Source organism: Serratia sp. CY82433 (assembly GCF_052166535.1).
GTDB lineage: Bacteria > Pseudomonadota > Gammaproteobacteria > Enterobacterales > Enterobacteriaceae > Serratia > Serratia sarumanii.
The window spans coordinates 1609350-1629835 of record NZ_JBJNOR010000001.1 but is presented as its reverse complement, the minus strand read 5'-3'; the positions used below and the strand labels follow the sequence as shown (position 1 = coordinate 1629835).

At 62.6% G+C, this 20486-nt stretch carries 15 protein-coding genes and 1 pseudogene; 8 read left to right on the top strand and 8 right to left on the bottom strand.

What is annotated here, in order from left to right; genetic code table 11:
• The first annotated feature begins 97 nt into the window (after positions 1-97).
• Genes fes through entS form a run of 4 tightly spaced genes read left to right on the top strand, consistent with a single transcriptional unit; the run spans position 98 to position 11566 of the window.
• Complete coding sequence (fes, locus tag ACJ8PI_RS08030; RefSeq protein ID WP_223307153.1) at positions 98-1405, top strand: enterochelin esterase; 1308 nt, start codon at positions 98-100, stop codon at positions 1403-1405.
• 30 nt (positions 1406-1435) lie between these two features.
• Complete coding sequence (locus tag ACJ8PI_RS08025; protein ID WP_033638494.1) at positions 1436-1660, top strand: MbtH family protein; 225 nt, start codon at positions 1436-1438, stop codon at positions 1658-1660.
• A 51-nt stretch (positions 1661-1711) separates the two neighbouring features.
• Positions 1712-10222 (top strand): non-ribosomal peptide synthetase, encoded by an 8511-nt coding sequence (locus tag ACJ8PI_RS08020; protein WP_164134221.1) that lies wholly within the window; start codon positions 1712-1714, stop codon positions 10220-10222.
• 60 nt (positions 10223-10282) lie between these two features.
• A complete protein-coding gene (gene entS / locus ACJ8PI_RS08015; RefSeq protein WP_161726572.1) occupies positions 10283-11566 on the top strand; it encodes an enterobactin transporter EntS in 1284 nt (427 codons plus the stop codon).
• A 4-nt stretch (positions 11567-11570) separates the two neighbouring features.
• On the opposite strand, the gene ACJ8PI_RS08010 is transcribed toward entS, so the two are convergent.
• Complete coding sequence (locus tag ACJ8PI_RS08010; protein WP_049196948.1) at positions 11571-11930, bottom strand: winged helix-turn-helix transcriptional regulator; 360 nt, start codon at positions 11928-11930, stop codon at positions 11571-11573.
• Between the two features lie 104 nt (positions 11931-12034).
• Here ACJ8PI_RS08010 and ACJ8PI_RS08005 point away from each other — a divergent pair, with 104 nt between their 5' ends.
• Positions 12035-12589 (top strand): NAD(P)H-dependent oxidoreductase, encoded by a 555-nt coding sequence (locus tag ACJ8PI_RS08005; RefSeq protein ID WP_033634565.1) that lies wholly within the window; start codon positions 12035-12037, stop codon positions 12587-12589.
• Between the two features lie 117 nt (positions 12590-12706).
• Here ACJ8PI_RS08005 and ACJ8PI_RS08000 read toward each other — a convergent pair whose 3' ends face one another.
• The 3 genes from ACJ8PI_RS08000 to ACJ8PI_RS07990 all read right to left on the bottom strand — a co-directional run bounded on the left by ACJ8PI_RS08000 (position 12707) and on the right by ACJ8PI_RS07990 (position 15693).
• Positions 12707-12868 (bottom strand): hypothetical protein, encoded by a 162-nt coding sequence (locus ACJ8PI_RS08000; protein WP_016927696.1) that lies wholly within the window; start codon positions 12866-12868, stop codon positions 12707-12709.
• Positions 12869-13009: 141 nt separating this feature from the next.
• Positions 13010-15082: a TonB-dependent copper receptor gene (locus ACJ8PI_RS07995; protein WP_164134222.1), complete on the bottom strand. Its 2073-nt coding sequence runs from the start codon at positions 15080-15082 to the stop codon at positions 13010-13012.
• A gap of 224 nt (positions 15083-15306) precedes the next feature.
• Positions 15307-15693, bottom strand: coding sequence for a DUF2946 domain-containing protein (locus tag ACJ8PI_RS07990; RefSeq protein WP_230122172.1), 387 nt, complete (start codon positions 15691-15693; stop codon positions 15307-15309).
• A 340-nt stretch (positions 15694-16033) separates the two neighbouring features.
• On the opposite strand from ACJ8PI_RS07990, the gene ACJ8PI_RS07985 reads away from it, so the two are divergent.
• Positions 16034-16264 carry a hypothetical protein gene (locus ACJ8PI_RS07985; RefSeq protein ID WP_033653148.1) on the top strand — a complete coding sequence of 77 codons (231 nt, stop codon included), beginning with the start codon at positions 16034-16036 and terminating at the stop codon, positions 16262-16264.
• 45 nt (positions 16265-16309) lie between these two features.
• Here ACJ8PI_RS07985 and ACJ8PI_RS07980 read toward each other — a convergent pair whose 3' ends face one another.
• Together ACJ8PI_RS07980 and ACJ8PI_RS07975 are read right to left on the bottom strand one after the other, a co-directional pair.
• The gene (locus tag ACJ8PI_RS07980; protein WP_164134223.1) at positions 16310-17611 is read right to left on the bottom strand and encodes a PQQ-dependent sugar dehydrogenase; all 1302 of its coding nucleotides are present in this window, start codon (positions 17609-17611) and stop codon (positions 16310-16312) included.
• A 13-nt stretch (positions 17612-17624) separates the two neighbouring features.
• Positions 17625-18050, bottom strand: coding sequence for a DUF2231 domain-containing protein (locus tag ACJ8PI_RS07975; RefSeq protein WP_033648337.1), 426 nt, complete (start codon positions 18048-18050; stop codon positions 17625-17627).
• Positions 18051-18219: 169 nt separating this feature from the next.
• Here ACJ8PI_RS07975 and ACJ8PI_RS07970 point away from each other — a divergent pair, with 169 nt between their 5' ends.
• On the top strand, positions 18220-18678 hold the full coding sequence (locus ACJ8PI_RS07970; RefSeq protein WP_164134224.1) for a YbaK/EbsC family protein: 459 nt from the start codon (positions 18220-18222) through the stop codon (positions 18676-18678).
• An 85-nt stretch (positions 18679-18763) separates the two neighbouring features.
• Here ACJ8PI_RS07970 and ACJ8PI_RS07965 read toward each other — a convergent pair whose 3' ends face one another.
• Positions 18764-19141 (bottom strand): VOC family protein, encoded by a 378-nt coding sequence (locus tag ACJ8PI_RS07965; protein WP_060430223.1) that lies wholly within the window; start codon positions 19139-19141, stop codon positions 18764-18766.
• Between the two features lie 261 nt (positions 19142-19402).
• On the opposite strand from ACJ8PI_RS07965, the pseudogene ACJ8PI_RS07960 reads away from it, so the two are divergent.
• Positions 19403-19860: pseudogene (locus ACJ8PI_RS07960) on the top strand (GrpB family protein).
• Positions 19861-20053: 193 nt separating this feature from the next.
• On the opposite strand, the gene ACJ8PI_RS07955 reads toward ACJ8PI_RS07960, so the two are convergent.
• Positions 20054-20434, bottom strand: coding sequence for a nuclear transport factor 2 family protein (locus tag ACJ8PI_RS07955; protein ID WP_074027019.1), 381 nt, complete (start codon positions 20432-20434; stop codon positions 20054-20056).
• Positions 20435-20486 lie beyond the last annotated feature (52 nt).

The following is a 20486-nucleotide window of genomic DNA, read 5'->3' as shown; positions in this document are numbered from 1 at the left end:
GACGGTAAAAATCCGACAAATAGTATTGAAAACGATAATGAGTATCAATACGATTGTCAGGTTTTGTAAAAATCACTCATGTTATGTAAGGGGCGCTATGGAGTTTTTGCCGGAAAAGAGGCCAGACAACGGTCATGAGGGATTGGCGGCGCAGTGGCTGCGTGAAGAGGCGGCGGGGCAGCCCGAGTGGTGGCAGAAGGTGGCCTCTCACGGCACGCCCATCGTCGAGCCGCACGATGACCGCCACGTCAAAATGACCTGGCTATGGCGCGATCCTGCCGGCGATGAACGGCGCTCGCCGATTCGCCGCGTTTATGCCGATATCAACGGCATAACCGATCACCACAGCACGTCCCCCAGCAGCCTGACCAGGCTGCCCGGCACCGACGTTTGGTACGGCGCGGCCGTTATCGATCGCCGCTGGCGCGGCAGCTACAGCCTGCTCCCCGTCACAGACCGGGATCTTCCTCCCGTCTTCAGCGACGATGAAACGCTGCGCGATCGCCAGCAGCGCGCCTGGTGGATTTCGCTGTTTCCACTGGCGATCGCCGATCCGTTGAATCGCCTCTCGCTGGGGCCTTCGCATCGTCCGCGCCCGGTTTCCCTGGCCCAGGGGCCGGATGCTGACGACCAAAGCGCCTGGCAGGCCGCCGATCGGCCGCTGGACGAGGCGCGGCTACAGCGTTTTCAGTGGCACAGCGAACGGCTCGGCACGCAGCGGCGCGTCTGGCTGTATGCCAGCGGCGACGCGGCGGTGAAAGCGAATCGCCCGCTGGTGTTATTGCTCGACGGCCAAAACTGGATCGAAAGGCACGCGCTGCTGCCGGTGATCGAGAACGAAACCGCAACAGGGCGGCTGCCGCCCGCATGCTGGCTGCTGATCGATGCGATCGACGGCGAACACCGGGAAAACGAGCTGCCCTGCAACGCCGCCTTCTGGCAGGCAATCATCGATGAGCTGTTGCCGCAGGCGCAGAAGCGCGAAGCGTTCAGCGAGGAAGGGGCGCGCACCGTCGTCGCCGGCCAGAGCTACGGCGGGCTGGCGGCGTTATATGCCGGCCTGCATTGGCCGGCGCGCTTCGGCCACGTGCTGAGCCAGTCCGGCTCCTTCTGGTGGCCTACGGTGCAATTCGTTACCCAATTCGAAAAACGCCACGAACTGGAGGAAGGCTGGCTGATACGCCAGGTTCGGCAACGCGACGCGGCGGCGCCAGCGCTCAACGTGATCCAACAGGCCGGCGATCGGGAGGCGGATATCGAATTCGTCAATCGCCAGATGCACGAGGCGCTGACGGCGGCGGGGCACCGCGCCGACTACCGCGTGTTTTCCGGCGGACATGACGCGCTCTGCTGGCGCGGCGGCCTGGTGGACGGCGTACGCCAGCTGCTTTCCGGGATGGAATAACCCACACATTTTGACAGACAGGTAATGAAAATGACTCAGGAACAACAAAACCCGTTCGATGACGAAAGCCTCCGTTTCACCGTTTTGGTCAACGCGCAGCAGCAGTATTCGCTGTGGCCGCAGTTTGCCGACGCACCGCAGGGGTGGCGCGTGCTGATGGGGCCGGCGTCGCGCGGCGAATGCATCGACTACATCGAAACGCACTGGCAGGACATGCGGCCGGCGGCCTTGAAAGCGGCGGATGCGGCGCGTTAAGCGCCAGACAGCCACATCGATACATTCCGTTTGAGGAAAAGGACAGACACCATGTCAGAAACGCTTTCTTTGCCGGATACTCAGGTCGAGTATCGGGATTATCCGCTGGTTGCGGCGCAACCGGGGATCTGGATCGCCGACCAAATCGCGCTGCGGCGCAACGGCTTCGCGGTGGCGCACTACACCGAACTGCACGGCGCTATCGACCGCTCGGCGCTGGAGCGCGCGATCCGTCAGGGGCTGGCCGAAGCGGATACGGTTCAGGCGCAGTTCTTTGAGGCGCAGGACGGCCAGCCGGTGCAGCGTTTGCCGCTGAACGCCGATCCTGCGCGCGTGCAGGCGCCGGAGTGGTTCGATTTCAGCGCGCGGCCGGACGCCGAACAGGCGGCGCTGGCGCTGATGAACGACGATCTGGCGCAGGATCTGCCGGCGGACGGCGAGCGGCCGCTCTATCGCCATGCGGTGATCCGCGTCAGCGCCGATCGCTGGTTCTGGTATCAGCGCTTTCATCATTTGACCCTGGACGGTTTCAGCTTCGAAGCCATCACCCGTCGGATCGCCGATATTTATCGCGCGCTGCGCCACGGGCTGGCGCCGGCGGCCTCGCCGTTTACCCCGTTCGGCAAGGTGGTGGAAGAGTTTCAGCAATGGCAAACCTCGCCCGCACGTGAGCGGGCGGCCGAATTCTGGCGCCAGCATCTGCGCGATTTGCCGTCGCCGCTGTCATTATCGACGGAGAGTCGGGAGGTTGAGGCGGGCGCCCGGCCGCTCAAACAGGCGCTGGTGCTGCCGGAATCGCTGTTTGACGAAGCGCTGCGCGATGGCGCGCTGCAGTCGCTGCAGCCGGCCGATATCGTCACGGCGGCGCTGGCGCTGTACCTGGCGCGCATGAGCGGCGAAACCCGCTTCTCAATCGGTTTTCCTTTCATGCGCCGGATGGGATCGCAGGCGCTGGCGGCGGTCGGCCCGGTGGTCAACGTGCTGCCGCTGCTGCTGAACGTGACGCCGGAGATGTCGCTGGCGGATGTCTGCCTGGCCACCGTGGCGCAGATCAAGCAGGCGCGCCGCCATCAACGCTATGAGGCGGAGCAGATCAAACGCGATCTCGGCCTGGTCGGCGGCCATCAGGAACTGTACGGGCCGGTGGTCAACGTCAAGGTCTACCACAGCGCCTTGTCGTTCGACGGTCAGGCGGCCACCACCCATACGCTGGCGATGGGGCCGGTCGACGACCTGGAGTTCGAGATCGGTTTTCGAAGCGGCGTATTGACGCTGTCTTTGGTCGCCAACCCGGCCAAATACTCGCCGCGCACCTTGCAGCACCACGCGGAGCGCATCGGCCATTGGCTGCAGCAGTTGGCGCGGCAGCCGCACCAGCCGAACGGTCAACTGGCGTTGATCGGCGAGGGGGAACTCAGACAACTCGCGGCCTGGGGGCGCGGCGCTGAGCTGACGCCGCCGGCGGGTATGGTTTCGATCATGGATGCGTTCCAGCGCCAGGTTGAGCGTCAGCCCGAGGCGTTGGCGGTGTCCTGCGGCGACGTGCGCCTCAGCTACCGGCAGCTCTCCGAACGGGTGATGCAGCTGGGGCGAGTGCTGATCGAAAGCGGCATCGGCGCCGAAGACGTGGTCGCCATCGGCATTCCACGCTCTGTGGACACGCTGGTCGCGCTGTTCGGCGTGCTGGCCAGCGGCGCGGCCTATATGCCGCTCGATCTGGACTATCCGCGTGAGCGCCTGGCGCTGATGTGCGACGACGCGCGGCCGGTGATGTTGCTGACCCACAGTGACACGCGGGCCAACATGCCGGATCTGCCACAGGTATTGTGCCTGGACGACGCCCCGTGCCTGGCGCGCTGCGCGGCCGCCGCGGCCACGCCGATAACGGACGACGAACGGCGTGTGCCGCTGAACGAGGCGCATCTCGCCTACATGATTTACACCTCCGGTTCGACCGGCAAACCCAAGGGCGTGATGTCCACGCACCGCGGGCTGCTGAACCTGTTCCTGTCGCACCAGGCTTCTCTGTTCGGCCCGGCGATCGAAAAATTCGAGGCCCGCCACGCGCGCCGCTTGCGCGCCGGCCATACCGCCTCGTTCTCTTTCGATTCCTCCTGGGAACCGCTGTTCTGCATGATGATGGGCAGCGAACTGGTTATCTTCGATGAGGAGCTGCGCCGCGACCCCTGGGCGCTGTTGGAACAGACCCAGCAGACGCCGATCGATCTGCTGGACATCACGCCGTCGTTCTTCTCGCAACTGGTGGACTGCGGTCTGCTGAAAGGGCAGTTCCCGCTGCCGTCGTTCGTGATGATCGGCGGCGAGGCGGCGACGCCGACGCTGTGGAACCTGATGCAGCAGCATCCGGAGGTGGAGATCCACAACTATTACGGCCCGTCCGAATACACCGTCGATACCCTCGGCGCGCCGGTCACGGCCGCAGACCAACCGGTGATCGGCCGTCCCCTCGCCAATACCTCAGTCTGGCTGCTCGACAGCCGCCTGCAGCCGGTGCCGATCGGCGCGGCGGGCGAGCTGTACATTTCCGGCAAGGGCATCGCGCGCGGTTACCTGCGGCGCCCGGATCTGACGGCGGCGCGCTTTGTCGCCAACCCGTTCGCCGAAGGCGAGGTGATGTACCGCAGCGGCGACCTGATGCGCTGGAGCGCGGAGGGCCAGCTGGTATTCATTGGCCGGACCGATCACCAAATCAAGGTGCGCGGCTTCCGCGTCGAGCTGGGTGAGGTGGAAAGCGCCTTGGCCGCCTTGCCGGACGTGGGGCGGGCGGTGGTGATCGCCGAACCGATCGGCGCCACCTATCGCCTGATTGGCTACTGCTCGGTGCAGGATGACGCGCGTCGCGCCTCGCCGGCGCTGCAAAGCGAGCTGCTGGGGCAGTTGGCGCAGCGTCTGCCGGATTATATGGTGCCGGCGATCCTGGTGGTAATGCCGGAGCTGCCGCTGAACGTCAACGGCAAGATTGACCGCCAGGCGCTGCCCAAACCGCAGGAAACGCTGGCGCAAAGCATTCGCGAACCGGCCACCGAGCAGGAGAGGCTGATTTGCCGCGCGATGGCCCAACTGTTGGGAATGGAGCGCGTCGGCGCAGACGACGATTTCTTCGCGCTCGGCGGCGACAGCATCTCGGCGATGGGGCTGGGCACCGCCCTGCGGCGCAAAGGCTATCTGCTGCGGCCGCGCGAGATCTTCGCGCTGCACACCCCCGCGCGCATGGCGCAGGCGATGCAGCCGCTGGCCGTTGGCTCTCAGACCGCACGCAGCGTGCGACAAGGCCCGATCGACGGGCTGCCGATCCTGCACTGGTTCGCCGAGACGGGCGATATGCATCGCCGCTTCGCGCACGGCGTTTTCCTGCGCGTACCCGCCGAGCTGCAACCGGAACAGCTGCGTTATGCGTTGGCACAGCTGCGCGCGGCGCACCCGGCGCTGAGCGCCAGGATCCGCGACGGCCAGTTGGTGGTCGAGGAAGCCGCTACCGCTGAGTTCATGCAGGTACAGGCCGTATCCGGCGAACTGGAACTAGCGGCGGAACAGGCGTTTGATGCCGCACTCGAGCAGCTCGATCCGGCGGCCGGCGCCATGATGCAGGCGATCCTGTTGCAGCGTGACGGGCAGAGCCTGGGGCTGGTGCTGGCGATCCACCACCTGGTGGTTGACGGCGTTTCCTGGCGCATCCTGCTCGACGAGCTGCGGCAAGTGGCCGACAGCGCCATGCAGGGGCAGCCGATCACGCTGCCGCCGGAGGAAACCTCGCTCTATGAATGGTCCGCGCGTTTACGGGCCGACGTCGAACGCCGCGAAGCCGAGCTGCCGTTCTGGCGGCAGATGCTGGCGGACGGCGTGCCGCGTTTGGGGCGGCGCGCGCTGGAACCGCAGACCGATCGCATCGCCTCGGTGAGCGAACGGCGCACGCTGCTCGACAGCCGGCTGACCGCCGCGCTGCTCGGCACATTGCCGCAGAGCTATCGCGCCCAGGTTGAAGAGATCATGCTGTGCGCGCTGGCTCAGGCCTGCCGCCGCCGTTTCCAGGCCGCTTCGCTGCGTTTCTCTCTGGAGTCGCACGGCCGCGCCGAACTGGATGACGGCCTCGATCTGGCCCGCACCGTCGGCTGGCTGACGGCGGAGTACCCGCTGCGCATCGAACTGCATGACGCCGAGCATAATGAGGCGGTGCGCGCGGTGAAACGGGCGACGCGCGCGGTGGCCGATCGCGGCGTCGGCTATGGCCAGCTGCGTTATCTGCATCCGCAGCGTGACGATCTGGCGGCGCTGGCGCAGCGCAACGCCCCGGAGATTTTATTCAACTACCTTGGGCGTTTCAGCCAGGATGAGGCGCACTGGACGCCGCAGCGCAGCCAGACCCGCTTCCGCGACGCCTTCGCCGTGGCGCAGGATGCGCAGCAGGCGCCGTCTTACGGGCTGGAAGTGAATATCTTTGTCGAGGAGCGGCGCGACGGCGCCTGCCTGGCGATTAACTGGAGCTGGCTGGAGGCAATGTTCAGCGAGAGCGACATTGCGCAGCTGCACAGCGGCATCGAGCACGCCGTGCGTTCACTGTGCGAGTTTGCCGAACGGCATCCCGAACGCGCGGCGGCGACGTTGGTGGCGGCCGAAATCGCCCAGCCGGGCGTCGATGATGAAGCGGTGCGCGCCTGGGAGCGGGAGTGCGGGCCGTTAGCCGCGGCGCTGCCGCTGTTGCCGCTGCAACACGGCCTGCTGTTCCATGCGCAGACGGCGCAGCAGGGCGGCAGCTACAACTCGCTGACGCGCCTGAGCCTCTGCGGCGAACTGGACGCGCATCAACTTCAGCAGGCGCTGAATGCAGTGATCCGCCGCCATCCGCAGCTGGCCGCCCGATTCAACCGCGAGGGTGAGCCGTTGCAGCTGATCCCGCAGGAAAGCCATTGGCCGCTGGACAGCCACGCGCTGCCGCCGCTGGCCGAAGAACAGGAGGTGCAGGCACTGCACCGGCTGGAGCAGCAGGAACTGCAGCGCGATCTGTTCAACCAGCCGGGCGCGATGCTGCATGCATTGTTGGTCAAACACGGGGATAGCGAACGCTACACGCTGTTCCTTAACGCGCATCACCTGATCGTCGACGGCTGGTCGACGCCGGTGGTGCTCAACGATCTGATGCTGGCCCTGCGTGAAGGCGAGCAGGCGTTGCCGCCGCTGCGTTCGAACTATGCCGATATCGTGCGCCGCCTGACCGCGCGGGATGCCGAAGCTTCGCGCCGCCTCTGGCGCCAGACGCTGCAGGACGTGCGGCCGACGTTGCTGTTCGGTGAAGCGCAGGACGATCGCGTGCACGAGCTGGAGATGACGCTACCGCCGGCCGAGGAAAGGCGCTTGCTGACCCTGTGTCGCGAACGCGGGTTGACGCTCAATACCGTGATGCAGGGCATTTGGGCATTGCAGTTGGCCAGCTGTTGCGGCCAGCAGGACGTGGTGTTCGGCTCGCCGGTTTCCGGCCGCTTTGGCCAGATAGAAGGGGTCGAGGAACACGTTGGCCTGTTCAGCAACACGCTGCCGGTGCGGGTGCGTCTGCAGCACGATCGTTCGCTGACGGAACAGCTGACCGAGCTGCAGCACCGGCAGATTGAACTGCTGGAGCACGACGATTTGGGGTTGGGTGAAATTCAGCACCTGGCCGGGGCGGGCACGCTGTTCGATACGCTGTTGGTGGTGGAGAACTACCCGGACAACGACGCTCTGCTGGGCGGCGCAGGGTCGCTGCGCTGCGACGCCATCCGCAACAAAGGCTATACCCACTATCCGCTGACGCTGCTGGTGCTGCCGGGCGAGCGTCTGCGCCTGCTGATGGAGTACCGCGCCTCGGTGCCGCAGCCTGAGCGCTTCGCCGCGCGGCTGATGGCGCTGTTGCAGCAGTGGATCGCCCAACCGGATTTGCCGCTGCCGCGCTGGCAGTTGCAAACGCCGCAGGAGCAGGCGCTGATCGCGGCGGTCAACCGCACCGGGCAGGCGGTGGCGGACACCACCTTGCATCAGGCGATCGCCGATCAAGCGCGGCGCACGCCGGATCGCATCGCGCTGCAGGATGCCGGGCACAGCCTCAGCTACCGTGACATGCAGCGCCAGGCCGCGCTGCTGGCCGAGCGGCTGACGGCGGCCGGCATTCAGTCGGGGGATATCGTGGCGGTGGCGTTGCCGCGTTCCGTGCGCCTCAGCCTGGCGCTGACGGCGATTGTGCAGACCGGCGCCGCCTGGCTGCCGCTGGACACCGGCTACCCGGACGAGCGGCTGGCCTACATGGTGGAGGACGCCAAGCCGCGGCTGATTATCACCGAGAGCGCGTTGGATGCCCGCTTTGCCGCGCTGGCGCCGACGCTGCTGTTCGATGCGCTGGACGACAGCGGGTGTGAACCGCCTGCGCGTCTGCCGGCGGGGAACGGCGATTATCCCGCCTACGTGCTGTATACCTCCGGCTCTACCGGGCGACCGAAAGGCGTGGTGGTGAACCACCGGGCGATCGTCAACCGCCTGTTCTGGATGCAGCACGAGTATGCGCTCGATGCGCAGGACGTGGTATTGCAGAAAACGCCGTGCAGCTTCGACGTTTCCGTCTGGGAATTCTTCTGGCCGCTGATGGTCGGCGCGCGCCTGGTGATGGCGCCGCCGGAGGCGCACCGCGATCCGCAGGCGCTGACGACGTTGATCGACGACTATGGCGTGACCACGCTGCATTTCGTTCCGTCCATGTTGGCTATCTGGGTGGAGGCGCTGAACGAGCGGGCGCCACAGCGCGCCGCCGCCAGCCTGAAACGCGTGTTCTGCAGCGGTGAGGCGCTGTCGTGTGAACTGGCTTCCCGCTATCAGGCGTTGGTTACCGCGCCGCTGCACAACCTGTATGGCCCGACGGAGGCGGCGGTCGATGTCACCTACCAACCGGCGTCCGGCGCGGCATTGGCGGCGGTGAGCGGCGCCGGCGTGCCGATCGGCAAACCGGTCTGGAACACCCAGTTGAGCATTCTCGACGCGATGCTGCGGCCGGTGCCCGTCGGCTGCGCCGGCGATCTTTACCTGCGCGGTATTCAGCTGGCCGATGGCTATCTGCATCGGCCGGGGCTGACGGCGCAGCGGTTTGTCGCCGATCCTGCCGGCAACGGCGCGCGCATGTATCGCACCGGCGATATCGCCCGCTGGCTGGAAGACGGCAGCGTCGAGTATTTAGGGCGCAGCGACGATCAGCTGAAGATCCGCGGCCAGCGCATCGAGCTGGGGGAAATCGAGCAGGCGCTGCTGGCGCAGCCGGGGGTAGCGCAAGCGGCGGTGCACGCCATCGAGCTGGGCGAGGGCGCGACGGGGCTTGGCGGCGCCGATATGCGCCAGCTGGTCGCCTGGCTGATCGCCCAACCGGGAGTGACGCTGGATACCGCCGTGCTGCATCAGGCGCTGGAGCAGCGTTTGCCGGCGCACATGATGCCGGTCAGCTATGTCATGACCGACAGCTTCCCGCTCAGCGCCAGCGGCAAGCTGGATCGCAAGGCGTTGCCACGGCCGCAGCTGAGCCACCAAAGTGGCCGCATGCCACATAGCGACAGCGAACGCCTGCTGGCGGCGCTGTTCGGGGAACTGTTGGGGCGCGAGACGGTGTATGCCGACGACGACTTCTTCGCGCTGGGCGGCCATTCGCTGCTGGCGATGCGTCTGGCGGCGGAGCTGCGTCGCCGCGTGCCTCGGCCATTGAGCGTCGGGCAGATCATGTTCGCCCGCAGCCTGGAGAAGATGGCGCACCTGCTCGATGACGCGCAGGCGGCCAACTCGGCCGAGAGCCGCGGCGTCGGCGAATGCCTGCAGCTGCGGGCCGGCCAAGGCCCGGCGCTGTTCTGCCTGCATCCGGCTTCCGGTTTCGCCTGGCAGTACTCGGGGCTGAGCCGTTATCTGCCGGGCAGCTACCCCATCATCGGCCTGCAGTCGCCAAGACCGGACGGCGCCATCGCCACCTGCGAGGATATCGAGCAGATGGTCGATCGTCATCTCGCCAATCTGCGCCGCCTGCAGCCGCAGGGGCCTTACTACCTGCTGGGCTATTCGCTCGGCGGCACGCTGGCGCACTCGATGGCCGCGCGCCTGCAGCAGCAGGGCGAAGAGGTGGCGTTCCTCGGCATGCTGGATACCTATCCGCCGGAAGGCCAGGATTGGACCGGCCCCAGCGAGGAGGACGCGCAGAAAGAGGTGGCGCAGGAGCAGGCCGAGTTTATGGCGGAAGATCATGGCGATCCGGCGCTGATGGCGGAGAAGGCGGCAATGTTCGACAGCATCGTCGCCAACTACCGCGACGCGGTGCGCATTCTGTCTCAGGCGCGCAGCCGGCGTTTCCACGGCACGGCGACGCTGTTTGTCGCCGACCAGACGCTGCCGCCGGAGATGGACATCGACGCCGTGTGGGCGCCGTATCTGGATGGGCTGATCTGCCATCACCAGCGCTGCGAACACGCGGACATTCTGTCGCCGGCTTCGCTGGAGACGCTCGGGCCGCTGTTGCATTCGTTGCTGACGCGGCAATACGGGTTGGTATAACGCAACCGGGCCGGGGGGCGTGCGTCCCGGCCCGTACTAAAACATGATATGCAGGACACTATGGCCAGACCTTCTTTTTTTCTTGATTTCAGTTTGCTGAGAAGCAATGCGCATTTCCGCGCGATTTTCTGCGCCCGCATGCTGTCGGTGTTTTCCCTCGGCATGTTGGCGGTGGGGGTGCCGATTCAGATCCAGGCGATGACCGGCTCCACGTTGCAGGTGGGCGTGGCGGTGGCGCTGGACGGGGTGGGCATGTTTATCGGCCTGATGCTGGGCGGCGTGCTCGCCGATCGCTACGATCGCCGCAAGTTGATCCTGTTCGCGCGCGGCACCTGCGGGCTGGGCTTTGTCGCCCTGAGTCTGAACGCCTTCGCCCCGGCGCCTTCGCTGTGGGCACTCTACCTGCTGGCGGCCTGGGACGGCTTCTTCGGGGCGCTGGGCATGACGGCGCTGATGGCGGTGATCCCGCTGCTGGTCGGGCGCGAAAACCTGGCGGCGGCGGGGGCCTTGAGCATGGTGACGGTGCGCATCGGCGCGATCCTGGCGCCGGCGCTGGGCGGGATCATCATCGTGTTCGGCGGCGTGGGGCTGGCGTTCGCCGTGGCCGCCGCCGGGACGCTGGGCACCCTTGTCCCACTGGTGCGCCTGCCGACGCTGTTGCCGCAGCAGCAGGAGCCGGAACACCCGCTGCGCGCGCTCGCCAGCGGCTTTCAGTTTGTCTGGCGCAATAAGGTGGTGGGGTCGGTGGTGCTGCTGGGAATGCTGATGAGCATCGTCGGCGCCGTCCGGGTGCTGTTCCCGGCGCTGGCGCAGGACGCTTACCACGTCGGCGCGTCCTCAATTGGCCTGATGTATTCCGCGGTGCCGCTCGGCGCGATGCTGGGCGCGCTGACCAGCGGCTGGGTGGGGCGTTTCTCTCGGCCCGGCGTGCTGATCCTGGTCGCCGCCATCGTCGCGTTTACCGCTATCACTTCGCTGGGGCTATTCAGCCACCTGGCGCCGGCGCTGCTGGCGCTGGTGTGCTACGGCTACGCCAACGCCATTGCTTCGCTCCTGCAGTTCATGCTGATCCAGAGCAATACGCCGGATCATCTGCTGGGGCGGGTGAACAGCCTCGGCACCGCGCAGGACGTCACCGGCGATTCGATCGGCGCGCTGGGGCTCGGCGTACTGGGCAGGGTGTTTACCCCACTAATGAGCGTGCTGTCGTTTGGCGCATTCGCCGCTGTGCTCGGCGTGCTGGTGGCCTTCAGCGTGCGCACGCTGCGCCAGTGCCGGCCGGCGGACGCGCTGGTCGAGCACGATGAGCCCGCGCCGGCAACCTCGGCGGCAGCGGACAACTAACCCCTCACGGCACCGGCTGTTCCGGCCGGTGCTGTTCCCCCCAGTTGCACATCATGTCGATCACCGGGATCAGCGAACGCCCGCGTTCGGACAGGCTGTACTCCACCTTGGGCGGGATCTGCGGATACTCCTTTCTCACCACCAACCGATCTCTTTCCAGCTCTTTCAGCGTCGAACTCAGCGTTTTGTAGGAAATGGTGCCGATGCAGCGCTGCAGCTCGTTGAACCGCAATACCGGCTTATACAACGCCAGCCAGTAGAGAATAATCATTTTATATTTGCCGTTAATCACCGACAACGTATAGCCATAGCCGGTGTCTTCGAGGCTGATGCCCGTTGGGCTGCAGTGGGATTCGGCTGTCATTGAGTGCTTTCTCCAGGGTAAGTATGTGTCGTGAGTGTGCGTATTTTACATTGTTCAAGCATAACCTATGATGCGCCGGTAGACACTTGACTGGAGAAATCGATATGAAAACCCTGGTGGTGGTGACCCATCCCGATATGGCGAACTCGGTGGTCAATAAACGCTGGCTGGAGGAGCTGCGGCGCTATCCGGAGCGGTATACCGTGCACGAACTGCATCAGGCCTACCCGGACTGGCAGATCGACGTCGCCCAAGAGCAGCGGCTGATCGAAGCCCATGACAACATCGTGCTGCAATTCCCGATTTTCTGGTTCAGCAGCCCGCCGCTGCTGAAAAAATGGCTGGACGATGTGCTGACCTACGGCTGGGCCTACGGTTCTCGCAGCGGCTACAAGATGCAAAACAAGAAGCTGGCGTTGGCGGTCACGGCTGGGGTGCGCGCAGAGGATTATGCGCGCGACGGGCGCTATCGCTACTCGCTGGAGGAAATCTTCCGGCCGTTTGAAGTCACCGCCGGTTACGTGCGGGCCGACTATGCCTCGTTCTTCGCCTTTTACGGCAGGGAGGCCGCTTCGGACGGCACGGTGGAACCGCTGCAATCCCACGAATTGGATCGCAGCGCACAGGGCTATCAGGCATTTCTCGCCGCCCTGAATTAACGGCACGTCCCGGATGCGCCAGGGCGTGCGCATCCGGCTACTTGTCGGCGGTGATTGTCAGCATCTATCGTGCGTGCTGTGTGAACGAGCGTGCAGGATGAAAACAGAGTGGGGGAATTACATGAACAGGAAGCGGTCGGCCAGCGGAACCCCACGTTCGAGACGCGGTGGCAGCGCGTCGTCGCGATCGTCAGGCTGAGCAGCCTGCGGCGCGGCGTCTTCGGCTTTTTCGATCATCAGCTCGCCGAGCAGGGCCAGAAAACGAGTGATCTTTTGCATATTCCCTCCGGATCCTTGATTACATTGAGAGTGATACTAATCGCCGCCTAACCGAATGGGAAAAACTTAAAACTCATATCCTAAGAACCGGATCGCATATCGCCTGACCGGGCGACGGTGGCCCATCGCCCGGTGAACCGCTTAGAAGGTGACGTTAACCTTGGCCCACAGGGTGCGGCCCGGTTCATTCACCGCGCTGTTGGCCGAGTACCCGAAGGCGCTGTTGCCCGCCAGGTTAAGGTGCTCGCTGTAGGTCTTGTTCAGGATGTTATCCAGACCGGCGCTCAGCTTGACGTTTTTATTCACCTTGTAGGCGGCATTGGCGGAAAGCACGCCGAAGCCGGCGCTTTCGGCAAAGTCTTTGCCCACCACGTTGCCTTCGTTGATCGCCACGCGGTGTTGGCTGCTGACCAGACGCCACAGGCCGGTGCCGCTCCAGTCGCCGTACTCATAGGTGAGCCCCAGGCGCGCCTCCAGCGGCGGGATCTGCGGCAGCGGGCGGCCGTCGCTGGTGTTTTTGCCCCAGGAGTAGGCCAGGCTGGCGTCGGTTTTCCAGTGCTCGCTCAGTTGATAACCCATGCCCATTTCGCCGCCCATGATGTTGGCGTTGACGTTATCGGCCTGGCTGAGGCGCGCGTTGTGCGGATCGTATTTGAACAGGATGAAATCATCGACGCGGCCTACATAAGCGGAAACCCAGCCGTTGAAGCGTTTGCCGTTGTACTGCGCGCCGATATCGAGCTGTGTGGTTTTCTCGCTCTTGACGCTGGAGAACGGATCCTTGCTGCCGTTCGGGCCAAGCTTCGGCGAGAACAGCTCCCAGTAATCCGGGAAGCGCTCGGTATAACCGACGCCGGCATACAGCATCAGCGGCAGGTCGGCCAGCGTATGCTCCAGGCGCATAAAGCCGCTCGGCAGGGTGTCCGAACGTTCCCCAGCGCTGCCGCTGCGGAAATTCTCCACCAGGGTGCGGTCGAGGCGCGCGCCGCCGATCAGTTTATCCTGTTCGCTGGTGGACCAGGTCAGTTCACTGAAGGCGCCGTAGCTGTTGAACTGGGCGTCTTTTTCCCAGTTGCCGCGGTTCATGCTGCGGTGGGTGTTGGTTTGGGTGTCCAGGCCGCTTTCAAGCTTCACGTCCTGCCACTGCCAGGTGCCCATCACGCGGCCGCCGACGGTGCGGCGATCGAGTTGCATCGTCATGCCGGAGGACATCATGTGCCCGCCGTGGCCGCCCATCCCCATGCTCATGCCGCCATGCCCCCCGTGCCCAGCCATGCCGCCGCTGCCCGGCGATCGCAGGGTGACGTTGTCCATCACGTGGTTGGCGTAGTTGTAGTAGACCTGCGCTTCCAGCTTATCCAGCACGTCGCCGATGTTGGATTTCTCCACCCGCATGCCCAGGCTTTCGCGTTTGAACTGCGAACCATCCATGCTGCGGCCGGCATAGCGCGCTTCGCCGTTGCCGCGGCCCATAGTTACTTCCAGCAGCGTGTCGGCGTCCGGCGTCCAGCCGAGTGCCAGATCGCCGTTCCACTTGTCCCAGCGCGATGGCACGCGCGTATTCGTGCCGTCCTGATAGTCGTTGGAACGGGATTTGTTGGCCATCACCCGCAGGTAGCCTTGTTCGGCGCCGAGGCTGGCGTCGATGTTCTCGTCCCAGCGGCCGTTGGAGCCGGTCAGCACGCTGGCGTTGCCCTTGATACCCGGCTTGTCGAAGCGCGGGCGTTCACGCTCGAAACGCACCGTGCCCGCCGACGATCCCGGCCCCCACAGCACCGTCTGCGGCCCCTTGGTAATGGTCAGCAGATCGAAGCTTTCCGGCGAGATGTAAGAGGTCGGCGCATCCATCCGCGCTGGGCAGGCGCCCAGCATTTCCGAACCGTCGGTGAGGATCTTCAACCGAGAGCCGAACATGCCGCGGAACACCGGGTCGCCGTTGGTGCCGCCGTTGCGGATCTGCGAAAAGCCGGGGATGGTTTTCAGGTAGTCCGAACCGTCGCTGGCCGGCACCGGCTGGCGTGGGGTTTTCGGCGAGGTGACGATGGTCAGCGGGGAGTAGAGCGGCGCGGTGACGGTGATCACGTCGCCATCATTAACCTGTGCGCCGGCAGGGTGTTGATGCGCCTGCGCCGCGTGGCCGGCCAGCAGAAACAGCGGCATGGCGGTGGTAATGGCGCGGTTGACGGCGTTCTTTTTATAAGTCGGTTTAAACATCATCTTTCCTTAAGCTAACTTTTTCCGTGCTTGGCCGAGGGATTATTCAGGCGTGGGGCGTCCTGGCGAAAATCACCATCGGAAAATACGGGGGTTAATTCCATCAACCTGGAAATAACCGGATTAATAATGTCGTCTCGATGATTAACCGTTGGGCGAATTAATTCCGCCGGGTTGAAACGATCAACGGCAATACAGAGAACGGCAATGGGCTTATTGTTAAATCAGAGGAAAGAGATGGGGGGCGCGCGCGGCTGTAATTCGGTGTGAACAACGTGGGCAAACAGAGGGACGAGATAGTGGATCGGCGGCGGGCGCGAAGCCAGCGACTGGGACCAGAACAGCGGGCCGTGGCTCACGTCCAGCAGCGGCGCGTGCAGCAACAGCACGCAGTAGCCGCAGGCGCTGTCGTCCATCATCATCGCCATGTTGTGGTGGCCGCCGCCGTGCTGCATCAGTGGCTGTGAGGCTTTCTCAGGCTCAGGCGGCGGCGAGTGCATCCCGTGATGCATCGGCATATCCATGCCGCAATCCGCCATGACGGTCGCTCCAGCACTTCCGGCGCGCACATGCTCCAGGGATCGCGAGACCACCGGCGCAATGAACAACATCAGAATGGCAAACACCCCTAACCAGGCGGCGGCCCGATTTCGCGATGTAGAGCGCTGAATTAACGACACAATCAACCTAAAAAAAGGGTTAACACAGGGTAGGGAATTGTACTGGTTTATGTCGAAATGTTAAAACCTTTTATTTCCGGCCAACGATCTGTTGATGAAAATGAGATCAAAACAGTGATTCAAATTTAAGCGGAATTATATGCAAAGCGGCCAAGGGATACGCAGCCAGTTATAAATTCCAAAGATATGTCGAGAATGGAACCCGCAAAAATATACTCAATAACAAGGGCGTGCTAGGCTTTTATTTTTCGCTTGATAAGGGGAACCAACGATGGATTTGACCACTCAGGACGCACTGGACTGGCTTAATGACGGTATTGAAACGCTCAAAACCGGTGAGATCAACCGTTACAGTGCAGAGGGCTACGCGCGGGGGTATGAGCTCGGTTTTCTGTACGGAACCTTGCGCACCTTACTGGCCACGCAAAAAATTACCCGTGAAGAGTACGATAAGTTACACAGTACACTGAGCCATACCCGCCACGCTTGCATGCGAGAATGACAAGCTGGCTTTCACGCGGCGTTGCCTGCCGACAACGCCTTGAGCTTATTTCGATTTAACGCGCCAAACGGTGTTGCCGACGTCATCAGCAATCAGCAGGGCGCCGGTCTTGTCGACCGCCAATCCTACCGGTGCGCCATAGAGTTCCTTCTCGTCGTCGGAGACAAAGCCGGTGACCACCGCTTTGAGTTTGCCGACCGGCTTACCTTGCTCAAACGCCACGTAGCTGACCCGGTAGCCGTTCAGCGGCGAGCGATCCCAGCTGCCGTGTTCGCTGACGAAGGCGCCGCCGCGATACTCGGCCGGCAGAGCGTCCGCCGTGTAGAACAGCAGCCCCAGCGGCGCGACGTGGGAGCTGAGGGCGTAGTCCGGCTTGATGGCTTTCGCCACCAGATCCGGCCGCGCCGGCTGCACCCGCCGATCGACGTGCTGGCCGAAATAGCTGTAAGGCCAGCCGTAGAAGCCGCCGTCCTGCACCGAGGTCAGGTAGTCCGGCACCAGATCGGCGCCGATCTCGTCACGCTCGTTGACGATGGCCCATAGCTTGCCGCTGTGCGGTTCCCACTGCAGCCCGGTCGGATTGCGCAGGCCGCTGGCGAAGATGCGGCTGGCACCGGAGGCGGTGTCCACTTCCAGCACGGCGGCGCGGCGGTACTCTACGGCCAGGCCGTTTTCGGTGATGTTGCTGTTTGAACCGACGCCGACATACAGCTTTTTACCGTCCGGGCTGGCCAGCAGGGCCTTGGTCCAATGATGGTTGATGGTGTCCGGCAGGTCGGCCAGCTCTTTACCCGCATCGCTGATGCGCGTTTCGCCCGGCTGATAGGCGTACTGCATGATGTTGCCGGTGTTGGCCACATACAGGGTGTTGCCAATCAGCTGGACGCCGAACGGCGAATCGAGCCCTTCGAGGAAGACATGCTTTTCCCAGCTGCCATCGGCGGTTGGGCGCAGCAGGGTAATCCGGTTGCCCCCTTTGCCGCCTTTACCGGACTGGCCCTTCACCAAACCGGCGATCATCTGCTTGGGCGTGCTCACCGCTTCGGTGCCCGGCCCGTTGGCTTCCACCACCAAAACATCGCCGTTGGGCAGGGTAAGCAGCTGGCGCGGGTGCAGCAAACCGTCCGCCACCTTATCGATTTTCAAGCCTTCGGCCACTTTCGGCATCTGATTTTGCTGCCAGCCGACGCCCTTTGGCACCTGCATCGGCGGCATCAGGAAGTCTTGCGCCGCCGGCAACGTCGGATCCGGCCCCATTTGTTGTTCCGGTGAAATGACGGCGCTGTTATCGCAGCCGGCCAGCGCCAGCACGGCCGAAAGCGCAATCGCGATCGATGATAGCTTCATGAAAACCTCCTTATTATTTTGCGCGGGCGCCCACGGCCAGCAGAATGTTGGCGAGGCTCAGCAGCGCGACCACGATCGCAGACAGCACCAGACCTTGCGGCACCACGGCATACGCATCCCGGCTATGCACGAAAGCGTTGATGATGGCGAGAACGATGGCCAGCAAGTTCAGCCAGAAATGGAGCTTGACCGATGGCCCCTGCAGCCGGCCGCTGCCGAACCACACCTGCACCAGGTTAATCAGACGGGGAATAATGGCAAAAATCAGGCCGATGGCGATCAGCCAGCTGGCACCGTTGACCCACTGAATATTCGCCGTGCAGGCATAGATAATGTCGAAAATCAGCGCAGCGGTGAAAAATCCGTAGGGTATCGGATTGAGCCATTCATAGACGGCCACCGCGACCGCTGAAGGCCTTGCTGTCGTTTGCGTGGTCATGCAGGTATCTCCATGAAAAATGATAGGTAAAAAAGGGCGTTGGCCCCTTAAAGCTTTGTTCAGATTCACCGATTTGAACAATTTTGATTCTCATTTTTAGCATGCGATGTTAAAACCGAAACCCTCACTGCGGCATTATCAATGGCTTAGCAACATCGGGAGGAAGGGCATGAGTATAGAGCGCGTTCAGCGATTTCTGGCCGAGCACGCGCCGGAAACGGCGGTGACGGTGCTGGCAAAGAATACCGCTACGGTGGCGCTGGCGGCGGAAGCCTTTGGCGTGGAGAGCGGGCAGATCGCCAAGACGCTGTCGTTTCGCGTGAACGACGGCGTAGTGCTGTTGGTGATGGCGGGAACCGCCAGAATCGATAACAAGAAGTACAAACAATTCTTCGGCATAAAGGCGCGCATGCTGCCGGCGGAGGAGGTGGAGGCGCTGACCGGCTATCCACCGGGCGGCGTTTGCCCCTTCGCCGCACCGGCAGCGGTAAGAATTTACTGCGATCGCAGCCTGTGCTGCTATGGTGAAGTGCTTCCGGCAGGCGGCAGCGATAACTCAGGCGTGAGAATTGCGCCACAACGCCTGGCCAGCATTACCGGAGCAGAGTGGATTGACGTGACGGGGTAACGTTAAGTGACCACGTCACAATTGCGTTATGTTAAATAGCGTGCATCATCTCGTGATTAATGTGCTGTTTTAGCTGGAAAAATTACTAGTTCATCGGGTTATGGCACACCGCTTCGATATTGTGGCCATCCGGGCCGATCACAAATGCCGCATAGTAGTGGGCATGGTAATTGGGCCGTAAACCGGGTGCGCCATTGTCTTTGCCGCCGGCATTTAGCGCGGCGTGGTAGAACGCATCGACCTGTTCACGGCTGCTTGCGGCAAATGCCAGGTGCAGATGCGCCGGTTTTTCATCGGTTTGAAACAGGCACAATGACACGTTAGCCCGATCGTGACAAAGTTCGACGCCATAGCCGGGTTCGCCTTCGGCAACGATCTTTACGCCCAGCGGCGCGAGTGCATTGAGGAAAAACGCTTTACTAAGGGCAAAGTCGCTGACGCCAAATTTCACATGGTCAAACATGGGGAGGCTCCTGGAATGTGTCCCCATTCAGTATAGCCAACGCCGTGGTGGGCGCCGAAAACGATGAAAACGGACACCAATGCGCATTTAGCGTACAAATAGTGCCCGTTGTAATGACGCGTTTTGGAGAAATCTGCAGTCGTAGCAGCCACGTTTTGCCAGATTTTACGTAGCGCGATCAAAAAAGCAGGGGATTTTTACTCCTTATCGGCGGAAATGCGCCATTGAAATCATGTCCGGTCATCATTATTGGAGCGGAAAATGACAGAGCGCATCATCACGGTCGAGCCTTATGATCCGCGTTATAAAGATGCAGCGCTGAAACTACGCGAGATATTGGCTGGCGTATTAACGGCAATTCATCATATCGGCAGTACAGCAGTGCCAAACCAACGATTGATATCTTGCTGAAGATTGAAAGCCTGGCGGCGTTGGATGGTATGAATGACAAGATGCATGACATGAGATCTACGCCGCGTGGCGAGAACGGCATTACCGGCAGGCGTTACTACAAGGGAAACATCAATCATATGTATCATGCGCAGGCATTTACTGCAGGAAGAGAACAGGCGAGCAGACAGTTGGCGTTCAGACATTCTCTGCGCAAGCATCATGGTGTTGCTGAGCAACACAAACACCAGACAGCAGAAGACCGCCGGGCTTATGGCCGGTTGAAAAACGAATTAGTTCAGCGGCATGAGCAGCCGGCGCAGGCATGAATCAGGCCTGGACGGCAGAATCCACATATCGTCACCTTGGTGCGCATAATGTATATTATGTTAAATTGAATTGCTGGATACGCACCAGGGTCATCCCTGAGCATCTTCTCTCCTCACCTGCAGCTTTATCCCTCCGACATCTGTCTTCTGCCTGGCTTGTTGTCATTCCATTAGATCGGCTTTTAAACCTGGCTCAATCATCAGTCGGCGTGCCTTGATGAAATCGCATTTGCCAACCCGCCTTGGCTGTCAGAAGCCAAATCGACGAACGCTCTGTGCAACGCACGGCGTGGCCCTGCGCGTCACGCTGAAAACTTTTATACGTCAGCAATATGGCGCTATCACTGATTTGCGCCAGCTTAAAACCTTCGGCGAAAATCTGCGGATAATCCGTTTCCATCTCCAGCGCCGCAACGGTCTGGCGTTTGTCATAACGTAGGCCTGAGCGGCCAATCTCTTCAAAGTCTTCATGCAGCAATGCCGCGACACGCTTCGGATCGCAGCGCGTTGTTGGCTGGTGCAGTTCAACCTCAAGCGCCTGGATGTGGCTAAGCCGCTCTGCAAAATGGGTCAAAATGCCCTCCTTTTTGATCGCGCTACGTGAAATCTGGCAAACTTCGGCAGTC

Bases quoted from the DNA above. Each gene is read 5' to 3' on its own strand.
- fes (WP_223307153.1), top strand. From the start codon at position 98: ATGGAGTTTTTGCCGGAAAAGAGGCCAGACAACGGTCATGAGGGATTG.
- ACJ8PI_RS08025 (WP_033638494.1), top strand. From the start codon at position 1,436: ATGACTCAGGAACAACAAAACCCGTTCGATGACGAAAGCCTCCGTTTC.
- ACJ8PI_RS08020 (WP_164134221.1), top strand. From the start codon at position 1,712: ATGTCAGAAACGCTTTCTTTGCCGGATACTCAGGTCGAGTATCGGGAT.
- entS (WP_161726572.1), top strand. From the start codon at position 10,283: ATGGCCAGACCTTCTTTTTTTCTTGATTTCAGTTTGCTGAGAAGCAAT.
- ACJ8PI_RS08010 (WP_049196948.1), bottom strand. From the start codon at position 11,930: ATGACAGCCGAATCCCACTGCAGCCCAACGGGCATCAGCCTCGAAGAC.
- ACJ8PI_RS08005 (WP_033634565.1), top strand. From the start codon at position 12,035: ATGAAAACCCTGGTGGTGGTGACCCATCCCGATATGGCGAACTCGGTG.
- ACJ8PI_RS08000 (WP_016927696.1), bottom strand. From the start codon at position 12,868: ATGCAAAAGATCACTCGTTTTCTGGCCCTGCTCGGCGAGCTGATGATC.
- ACJ8PI_RS07995 (WP_164134222.1), bottom strand. From the start codon at position 15,082: ATGTTTAAACCGACTTATAAAAAGAACGCCGTCAACCGCGCCATTACC.
- ACJ8PI_RS07990 (WP_230122172.1), bottom strand. From the start codon at position 15,693: ATGTTGTTCATTGCGCCGGTGGTCTCGCGATCCCTGGAGCATGTGCGC.
- ACJ8PI_RS07985 (WP_033653148.1), top strand. From the start codon at position 16,034: ATGGATTTGACCACTCAGGACGCACTGGACTGGCTTAATGACGGTATT.
- ACJ8PI_RS07980 (WP_164134223.1), bottom strand. From the start codon at position 17,611: ATGAAGCTATCATCGATCGCGATTGCGCTTTCGGCCGTGCTGGCGCTG.
- ACJ8PI_RS07975 (WP_033648337.1), bottom strand. From the start codon at position 18,050: ATGACCACGCAAACGACAGCAAGGCCTTCAGCGGTCGCGGTGGCCGTC.
- ACJ8PI_RS07970 (WP_164134224.1), top strand. From the start codon at position 18,220: ATGAGTATAGAGCGCGTTCAGCGATTTCTGGCCGAGCACGCGCCGGAA.
- ACJ8PI_RS07965 (WP_060430223.1), bottom strand. From the start codon at position 19,141: ATGTTTGACCATGTGAAATTTGGCGTCAGCGACTTTGCCCTTAGTAAA.